The sequence below is a fragment of the Kitasatospora sp. NPDC029312 genome, assembly GCF_055569215.1.
Genome location: NZ_JBVHXY010000017.1, coordinates 32079 through 40263, shown reverse-complemented (window position 1 = coordinate 40263; position 8185 = coordinate 32079). Strand labels below are relative to the sequence as shown.

Sequence of the window (8185 nt, the reverse complement as noted above, 5' to 3'; positions counted from 1 at the left end):
TTCCTTCGCGCCAGACCCGCTCTCCCCCCCCCCCCTCGGAACCGCCCCCGCCCCCAAAGCCCCAACCCCCCCCCCCCCCCCCATCTTGCTCAGCCCCCACGGCTCGGGCTTCGGCTTCGGCTCGAGCTCCGGCTCCTGCTCCGGCTCGGGCGTCAAGCCGTGACCGGCGGTCCGTCAGCCCGCGTACACATCCTCGACGTAGCGGCCGGACTCGACCAGGCCCTGCAGCCAGTCCTGGGCCTGCTGCTCGTCCGCCCCCGGCGTGCGCTCCCGGTACAGCGCCCGGAAGGCCTCCCGCACGCCCGGCGCCATCCGGGCGCCGTCGCCGCACACGTACACCCGCGCGCCGGCTGCCAGAAGTCCCCATACCTCCGCCGCCTCGGCGGCGATGCGGTCCTGGACGAAGCGCCGCCCGTCGACCGGCCGCTCGCTGAACGCCGGCCGCATCGAGACCGCGCCGGCCCGTTCGGCCGCCTCCAGCTCGGCGCGGTGCAGGTAGTCCGCCTGCGCGTCGTCGCAGCCGAAGTACAGCAGCGCGGGGGTGAGTTCCGCCCCTCCCCCGGCGAGCGCGCGCCGGTCGGCGACGGCCCCGCGGAAGGGCGCCAGGCCGGTGCCGGCGGCGATCATGATCACCGGGGTGTCGTGGCCGATCCGGAACACCTCCCGGCACGGCTGCACCCGTGCCCGTACGGTGTCGCCGACGGCCAGCCGGGCGAGGTAGCCCGAGCCGGTGCCACGGAAGGTTCCCCGTCCGGAACGGGCCGGGGCGCTGAGCACCGAGACCATCAGGTCGGCCCGACCCGGGTCGTCGGCGGGCGAGGAGGAGATCGAGTAGTGCCGCGGCCGGATCGGCGGCAGCAGCTCCAGCAGCACCGGCCAGCTCAACCGCCCGCGCAGCGCCGGGTGGTCCTCGATCAGGTCGAGCAGGGTGCGGGGGTCGTCCGCCGGCAGCGCCCGCAGCGCGGCCTGCTCGGGCGGGCAGGGGTTGAGCCCGGCCAGCACGGCGCGCTGCGCGGCGCTCGGGCGGTCCTGCAACTCCACGTGGTGAGTGAGGAGTTCGCGGACCGTGAGCGGACGGTCCACGGCCAGCCCGGAGCCACGGTGGGCCACCACGGAGAGCACGGTGTCGAGGTCCACGCCGAACAGGTCGGCGGCGCGCCCGACCAGCTCGGGATCGTTGGCCGGGAGCACGGTGAGGTGGTCGGCGGTCCGGTACTCCACGCCCTCCGGCAGGGCCAGCCGGACCAGCCGCTTCACCCGGTGGTACGCCGGGTCGGTCAGGGTCTCGACCGCGGTGACGGTCAGCTCGCCCATGCCGTGCCGGGCGGCCAGCGCGTCGAGCGGTCCGCCGACCAGTTCGGTGACGGTGTACGCGGCCTCCTCCTGGCGGGCGGCCGGGGCGTCGGCGTCCCCGTAGCGCTCCAGCAGGGCGGTGCCCAGCGCATCGGTGAACGCCCGGACCGTCCCGGACAGGTCACCGGAGGCGTCTGCCTCGGCGCGGGCGAGCAGCCGGGTGCCGCCGAGGGCGGCGAGCCGGTCGTCGATGAGGGCGGGGACGCGCTGGTAGGTGGCGGCGTAGGTGCGGTCGCCGATGCCGAGCACGGCGTACTGGACCCCGGCCGCGCTCCCGTCCTCCTGCAGCCGCCGGACGAAGGCGGCGGCGTCGTCGGTCGGCTGCCCGTTGTACGAGGCGGCGGTGATCACCACCGGCCGATCGGTGGGCAGCCCGTCCGCGTAGGCGTCCAGCGGGGCGATCTCCGTCGCGCAGCCGAGTTCGCCGGCCACCTCCGCGAGCCGGCGGGAGAACTCGCGGCAGGCCCCGTAGTTGGAGCCGTGCAGGAGCAGCAGGCCGGTGCCCTGGCGGACCCGGCCGGGCAGTTCCGAACGTTCGGCGGCGCCCCTGCCGCGAACCGGCTGCGCCACCGGCGCGGGGGTGCGCGAGGCGAGGGCGAGGGTGAAGCCGTCGGGCTTGATGGTGAGGGTCTGCTTGAGGGTCAGCCGGTAGTCGGCGTGGTCGATCAGCCGGTAGCGGTGGACCAGCATGGCCAGCAGCATGGTGGCCTCGTGCAGCGCGAACTGCCTGCCGATGCAGGCGCGTTCGCCGGTGCCGAAGGGCTTGAAGGCATGCGGCGAACGGGCCTGCTCGCGCTCCGGGTCGAAGCGGGACGGGTCGAACAGCTCCGGGTTGTCGCCCCAGGCCGGGTCGCGGTGCAGCATCGGTGTGACCACGAAGATCGGCTGCCCGGGCTGGACCGGGATCCGCCCTCCGAGCAGGGTCTCCTCGCGCGCCTCCCGGCTGAACGCGGGAGCCGTCGGCCACAGCCGCAGCGCCTCGTTGAGCACCTGGCGGGTGCGGCGCAGCCGCCCGACGTCCTCGTACGTGGGCTCCGGGTCGGGCTGGTCGCCCCAGAGGGCGTCCACCTCGCGCTGGACGCGCCGGAGTTCGGAGGGGTGCTTGGACAGGTAGTACAGCGCGAAGGACAGCGCGCCCGAGGTGGTCTCGTGGCCGGCGATCAGGAAGGTGATCACCTGGTTGCGGATGTTCTCGATGTCCAGCCGAGTCCCGTCGACGGGGTGCACCGCGTCCAGCATCAGGCCGAGCAGGTCCTCGGCCGGGCCCGGTCCACCGCTGCCGACCCGAGCGGTGATGACCTCGTCCACCACCCCGGCCAGGTAGTCGGCGTCGGCCCGGAACGCCGCGTCGCGCTCGCTGTGATCGAGCTCCGGATCCCGGGTGAGCCTGGTCATCGCCCATTCCAGGCAGCGCACCATCGCCTCGACGAAGGGGTGCAGGTCGTCCCGCTCGAAGGAGCCGAAGTCGAAGCCGAACCCGGCCAGCCCGATGGTGTCCAGGGTCATCCGGGTCATGGCGTCGGGCACGTCCACCGTCAGCCCGGCGGCCGCGCGGCGGTCCCAGGAGTCGATCAGCCGGCGGGCCACCCGCAGCATCACCGGGTGGTAGGTGCGCATCGACCCGAGCGCGAAGGCGGGCATCAGGATGTCGTGCGCCCGGGCCCAGTTGGGCTCCTCGTTGTAGGCGGTGAACAGGCCGTCGCCGGTGAACTCGCGGACGTTCTCCAGCGCCGGGCCGACGGCCTTGCGGAACCGCTCCTCGTCGGCCAGTTCCTCCACCAGGTCCAGGCTGCCGACGACCAGGGTGTCGCGCCCGTGCAACCGCTGGACGTAGGCCGGTCCGTGCTCTCTGACCAGTTCCATGGTGCGCAGCACGGGGGCGGAGACCGGCGGGAGTGCGGAGATGTCCACCAGGGGGACGTTCCGGGCCCGCGCGGGCGGCAGGGTCGGTGGAGCCGGCACGGCCTCGGTCATGGTGTCGGTCATCGCGTGGTCCCTCCCTGGGAAAGTTCTCGACTCCTCCACTCTGCGCCCCCGGGACGTACGCGCGGCGGCGATCACTACATGATTGTGTAGTCCCAGCGGCATCCGGAGACTTGCCCACGACCCGTCAGGTCTGATGCGGGCGCGGCTGGCGCGGGAGGAATGCGGGACGAGTGCGCGAGGAGTGCGGAGCATGCGACCGACCGAGGGCTGCGGTCCGGCGGCCGGCACCCGGCTGGACGCCGCGGTGATCTGGCGCAACCGGGCACTGCGCCTGCTGGACCATGTGCCGCTGCCCATAGCGGTGGTGGAGTTCGGCGGCCGGATCCTGATCGTCAACCGCGCGATGGCGGCCCAGTTCGGCGTCCTGCCGGGGCAGTTGCGCAACCGCCGGATCCTGGAGTACTTCAGCCTGCGGGACAACACCACTCTTCAGTCGCTCGCCGATGCCGTCCGGCTGCACCGCCGCTCGCAGTACCCGGCCCGGGTGTCCTGGACGCCCGTCGACGGTGGCGAGCGCCAGGGCGAGATGACCGTCGACCTGGTAGCCGACACCCCGGAGCAGACCCCGAACCTGCTGCTGTCGCTGCGCGCCCTCGACGAACCGCCCGCCCGGCCCGCCGGGCCGACGGCCGACCCGGGCGCCGAGGCCAGTCCGATCGAGGCCCGCATCCTCGCCGCGGCCGCCCGGGGCGCCACCACCACCAGGATCGCCAAGGAGATCGGCATCACCGCGGACGGCGTCAACTACCACCTCGCCCGCCTCACCCGCCGCTGGCAACTCCCCAACCGCACCGCCCTGGTCGCCCGCGCCTACGCCCTCGGTGTCCTCACCCCCGGCGCCTGGCCCCCGGAGGTGGCCAGGCCCAGCTGACTCGGCCACCGCCCCTTCTGCCCGATGCCACGTCGCCCCGGAGAATCGCCCTCGCGGTCCGCGAATGGAGGCACCCGGCTCGCCACCGTCCTCGGCGCGTGCTGCCGTAGAACGCATGATCACTTCATCGCCGGCCCGGCTGGCCGTCCCCCTCACCGCCGCCCTCCTCGTCCTCGGCGGCGCCGCCCCGGCCTGGGCGCTCCCCCACGACGTCACCGCCGAGCAGTGCCAGGAGGCCGGCGGCACCGTGCAGGGCGGCGGCTACTGCGTGGGCGCCGTCGGCGAGGACGAGTGGGGAGCGGACATCGACGGGCAGGGCATCGCCTAGACCAGTAGTTCCCGGCAGCAGGTTCCGTGCCGTCAGGTCACACCGCCGCGAAGCGCTGGAAGCGGCCCACGTAGAAGAGGAGGGCCTCCTGGCCGTCGCCGGTGGCGGAGGAGAGCACCTTCCCGAGGAAGAGCGAGTGGTCCCCGGCGAGGTGGGACTCGACGAGCTCGCACTCCAGCCAGGCCAGCGCACCGGGGAGGAGCGGTGCGCTGGTGAGTGGGCCCGGCTGCCAGGGGACGCCGTCGAACTGGGCCATCCCCAGCGGGCGCGCCTTGTCGGCGAAGTAGCGGGCGATCTGTTCCTGGCCGGCGTCCAGTATCGAGACGCCGAAAGTCCGTGCCTTGGTGAGGCTGTCGTGCATGACCGCGCTGTGGGCGATGCAGCACTGCACCAGCGGCGGATCGAGTGACACCGATCCGAACGCGTTGGCCGTCATCGCGTGGACGTCAGGCTCGCCGACGGAGAGTACGACGACCCCCGTGGCGAGCCTGGACATGGTTCGCCGGAACGACTCCGGCGTGGATCCCCCGTTGGACATGGACACCGGTGCTCCTGATGGTCAATCGGACGTGAACTTCCCGGGGAGCCGCTCCCCGGTGTGGTTCCGGATCGCGAGGGTCGCCAGCTCCTTCACCCGGTCCGCCGTCACCGGAACGCCCCGGGTGTCGCGGAACCAGCGGAAGAGGGCCTCCTGGCTCGTCCCCCAGGGCGGCATCCCCGGGAAGTAAGGGCGCACGTAGAGCGGCGTTCCGGGTTCGCTGCGCCAGCTGTCGGCGAGGGCGCCGAGGTCCACGGTGTCGTAGCCGAGGACGTCCAGCAGGGCGGTGACGTCGGCCTTGGCGTCCGCGTCGTCGCCGGCGATCGGCAGGGCGCTGCGCTCGGGCGAGCCGGCGGGGCGGGCGACGGTGTACAGGCTGATGAAGTGGATGTTGTTGCAGGCCTTGACCACGCGGGAGCCGGCCAGCCGGCGCTGCACCAGGCTGCTGGAGGTCAGCTCGCGGGTGTCCAGGGCGGCGATCCGGCCGTCGCGCTCCGGGTAGTAGTTCATGGTGTCGATCACGGTCTTGCCGGCCATGGCCTCGGCGGGCAGTTTCTCGAGGGCGCCCAGCGGGACAGTCGCCACCACGAGGTCACCCGCCTGGGCGGCCTCGGCGGGGGTGGCGGCCCGCGCCCGGGGGCCGAGTTCGGCGACCAGGTCGGTGAGGGTCCCGGGGCCCCGGGAGTTGCTCAGCACCACGTCGAGGCCCGCGTCCACGGCGAGGCGGGCCAGATTGCCGCCGATCATGCCGCTGCCGATCAGCCCGAGGGTCTTCGTCACGATGTCGTTCTCCATCCTGTTGTCGATCGATGGTCCGGTCGGTGCGGGCCGCGCTGCCGCGGCCCTGCCGATCGGTCCCTGTCACCTGTCACGTGCGGCCCTGCCGATCGGGCCCCTTACACGAACGGGCTGACCTTGTTCTCCGCGCCCACCAGGGCCGCGCCGTAGACCTCCAGGTTGACCTGGGGGATCAGCATGCCGTGGCGGGCCGCCACGCTGGCGTCGCGCCAGATCCGCTGCAGCGGGCTGGCGTCGGCGAGGCCGCTCGAGCCGTGGGCGGTCATCAGGGTCTCCAGGGCGCGGTTCACCCGCCGGGCGGCCACGGCCGCGTCGGCGCGGTAGCGGGCGCGGAGCAGCGCGGCCGGGTAGACGGTGTCGGCGGCGTGGCCGTCGAGGGCGTCGGCGGCGCGGTAGGCGTGCAGGTGAGCGGTGTCCAGGGCGGTGGCGGCCTCGGCGACCTGCAGCTGGAAACCGACCGAGTCCCGCTGCAGGGCGAAGTCGGTGAAGGCGATCCCCTTGCGCCCGGCGGCCTCGATCACGTGGCTCAACGCGGCCCGGCCGAGCCCGAGTTGAGGCCCGGAGACCATCAGTACGAGCGACGGCACCATCGCGGTGCGGTACGCGGGGGCGAGCTCGTCGGTGACGTTTCCGCCGCCCACCATGGGCCCGAGGTGCAGCACCCGGTGCTCGGGCACGAACGCGTCCTCGATCACGTAGCGGTTGCTGCCGGTCGACCGCATGCCGGCCATGTGCCACTCGTCCACGATCCGGTAGTCCTCGCGGGGCACCAGCATGGCCGCCGGGCCGTCCTCCAGGACGACGGAGGCGATCACCCAGGAGGCGTGCCAGATCCCGGAGGCGTAGCTCCAGCCGCCGCTGACCCGGTAGCCGCCGGCCACCCGGCGGACCGGGCCGCTGGGCTTGAGGGCGCCACTGACCAGGGCGTCGGGCGTCTCGCCCCACACGTCGTCCTGCGCCTGCTCGGGGAACAGGGAGACGCACCAGGCGTTGCCGTTCCAGAGCGAGGCCAGCCAGCCCGCGCCGCCGTCGAGCTCGGCCACGGCGGAGGACACGTCCAGGTGCGTGCGCAGCGGTGCCTCGCCACCGCCGTACCGCTTGGGCATGGCGACCCGGAACACCCCCGCCTCCTGCATCGCCGTGACCGTGTCGTCGGACAGCCGGCGGTCGGCGTCGGCCCGGGCGGCGGCATCGGCCAGTTGGGGCGCCAGGGCGGCTATGGCGGGCAGGACGTCGGATCCCATCGCGAACACCTTCCAGATCGGGCCGCCCCCCACGGTGGGAGGCGGCAGCGCTTCGGTCGTTTGGTGCGTGGACGTGGAGGCTCTGGTGCGTGGACGTGGCAGGGGCAGGACGGCGGCACGGCTCCCCCGCCCGACTGCTGCGGGTGGCCGGGTGGCCGGGGCGCCGGCCGGGGAATGCGGCGAGCTCAGTCGCCGCGCTCGACGGGAACTCCGATCAGCGAGCCGTACTCACCCCAGGAGCCGTCGTAGTTCCTGACGTCCGGCCAACCGAGCAGCTCGCTCAGGACGAACCACGAGTGCGCGGAGCGCGCGCCCACCCAGCAGTACGTGATGGAGCCGCGGGCCGGGTCCAGCCCCCCGTAGACCCGTTCCAGGGCCTCCGTGGACTTGAAGGTGCCGTCCGGGTTGAGCGCCCCCTCCCACGGGACGTTGACCGCGCCGGGCATGTGGCCCGCGCGCTGCGCCACGTCGTGCGGGCTGTTGCCGGGTGCGAACGCCTCCCCGGCGAAGCCCGGGGCGAAGATGCGGCCCGCGTACTCGTCGGGGGTGCGGACGTCGATGAGGTTCTGGGTGCCGATGGCGGCCAGCACGTCGTCCCGGGTGGCCCGGATCGAGTGGTCCGGCGGCTCGGCGCGGAAGCTGGTGGCCGGCCGGACGGTCTCCTCGGCGGTGAGCGGGTGGCCGTCGCGCTGCCACTTCTCCCGGCCGCCGTCGAGCAGCTTCACCGCCTGGTGGCCGTAGAGCCGGAGGTACCAGAGCACCGGTGCCGCGAGCAGGTTGAGGTTCGCGGAGTACACCACGACGGTGTCGTCGTTGCCGATCCCCTTGGCGCTCAGCAGCTTCTCGAACGCTCCGGCGTCGACGAGGCCGAGCCGGAGGCCGTCCTGGAACTCGTCCCAGCCGATCCAGACGGCGCCCGGGATGTGACCCTTCCGGTAGTCGGAGTCGCTGTTGCCGGTCTCCAGGAACACCGTGCCCGGCTCGTCGGTGCGGGCCGCCGCCCACTCGCCGGAGACCACGACGGATTCACGAGCCATGGTTCGTTCCTTTCCGGTTCGGGGTCGTGC

7 protein-coding genes are annotated in these 8185 nt (G+C 73.4%); 2 read left to right on the top strand and 5 right to left on the bottom strand.

Going from position 1 to position 8185, the window contains the following annotated elements:
* Positions 1 to 174: 174 nt before the first annotated feature.
* Positions 175 to 3339: a bifunctional cytochrome P450/NADPH--P450 reductase gene (locus ACZ4WV_RS16215; RefSeq protein ID WP_465747038.1), complete on the bottom strand. Its 3165-nt coding sequence runs from the start codon at positions 3337 to 3339 to the stop codon at positions 175 to 177.
* 190 nt (positions 3340 to 3529) lie between these two features.
* Here ACZ4WV_RS16215 and ACZ4WV_RS16210 point away from each other — a divergent pair, with 190 nt between their 5' ends.
* Positions 3530 to 4210 carry a PAS domain-containing protein gene (locus ACZ4WV_RS16210; RefSeq protein WP_465747036.1) on the top strand — a complete coding sequence of 227 codons (681 nt, stop codon included), beginning with the start codon at positions 3530 to 3532 and terminating at the stop codon, positions 4208 to 4210.
* 115 nt (positions 4211 to 4325) lie between these two features.
* Positions 4326 to 4538 (top strand): hypothetical protein, encoded by a 213-nt coding sequence (locus ACZ4WV_RS16205; protein WP_465747034.1) that lies wholly within the window; start codon positions 4326 to 4328, stop codon positions 4536 to 4538.
* Positions 4539 to 4575: 37 nt separating this feature from the next.
* Here ACZ4WV_RS16205 and ACZ4WV_RS16200 read toward each other — a convergent pair whose 3' ends face one another.
* The 4 genes from ACZ4WV_RS16200 to ACZ4WV_RS16185 form a co-directional block, all read right to left on the bottom strand.
* Positions 4576 to 5076, bottom strand: a complete 501-nt coding sequence (locus ACZ4WV_RS16200) for a flavin reductase family protein (RefSeq protein ID WP_465747032.1) — start codon at positions 5074 to 5076, stop codon at positions 4576 to 4578.
* 21 nt (positions 5077 to 5097) lie between these two features.
* Complete coding sequence (locus ACZ4WV_RS16195) at positions 5098 to 5871, bottom strand: NADPH-dependent F420 reductase (RefSeq protein ID WP_465747030.1); 774 nt, start codon at positions 5869 to 5871, stop codon at positions 5098 to 5100.
* 101 nt (positions 5872 to 5972) lie between these two features.
* Complete coding sequence (locus ACZ4WV_RS16190; RefSeq protein ID WP_465747028.1) at positions 5973 to 7118, bottom strand: acyl-CoA dehydrogenase family protein; 1146 nt, start codon at positions 7116 to 7118, stop codon at positions 5973 to 5975.
* Positions 7119 to 7303: 185 nt separating this feature from the next.
* Positions 7304 to 8155, bottom strand: coding sequence for a sulfurtransferase (locus tag ACZ4WV_RS16185; RefSeq protein ID WP_465747026.1), 852 nt, complete (start codon positions 8153 to 8155; stop codon positions 7304 to 7306).
* Positions 8156 to 8185 lie beyond the last annotated feature (30 nt).

Excerpts from the sequence above, each read along its gene's own strand:
- ACZ4WV_RS16215 (WP_465747038.1), bottom strand. The coding sequence starts at position 3,339 with ATGACCGACACCATGACCGAGGCCGTGCCGGCTCCACCGACCCTGCCG.
- ACZ4WV_RS16210 (WP_465747036.1), top strand. The coding sequence starts at position 3,530 with ATGCGACCGACCGAGGGCTGCGGTCCGGCGGCCGGCACCCGGCTGGAC.
- ACZ4WV_RS16205 (WP_465747034.1), top strand. The coding sequence starts at position 4,326 with ATGATCACTTCATCGCCGGCCCGGCTGGCCGTCCCCCTCACCGCCGCC.
- ACZ4WV_RS16200 (WP_465747032.1), bottom strand. The coding sequence starts at position 5,076 with ATGTCCAACGGGGGATCCACGCCGGAGTCGTTCCGGCGAACCATGTCC.
- ACZ4WV_RS16195 (WP_465747030.1), bottom strand. The coding sequence starts at position 5,871 with ATGGAGAACGACATCGTGACGAAGACCCTCGGGCTGATCGGCAGCGGC.
- ACZ4WV_RS16190 (WP_465747028.1), bottom strand. The coding sequence starts at position 7,118 with ATGGGATCCGACGTCCTGCCCGCCATAGCCGCCCTGGCGCCCCAACTG.
- ACZ4WV_RS16185 (WP_465747026.1), bottom strand. The coding sequence starts at position 8,155 with ATGGCTCGTGAATCCGTCGTGGTCTCCGGCGAGTGGGCGGCGGCCCGC.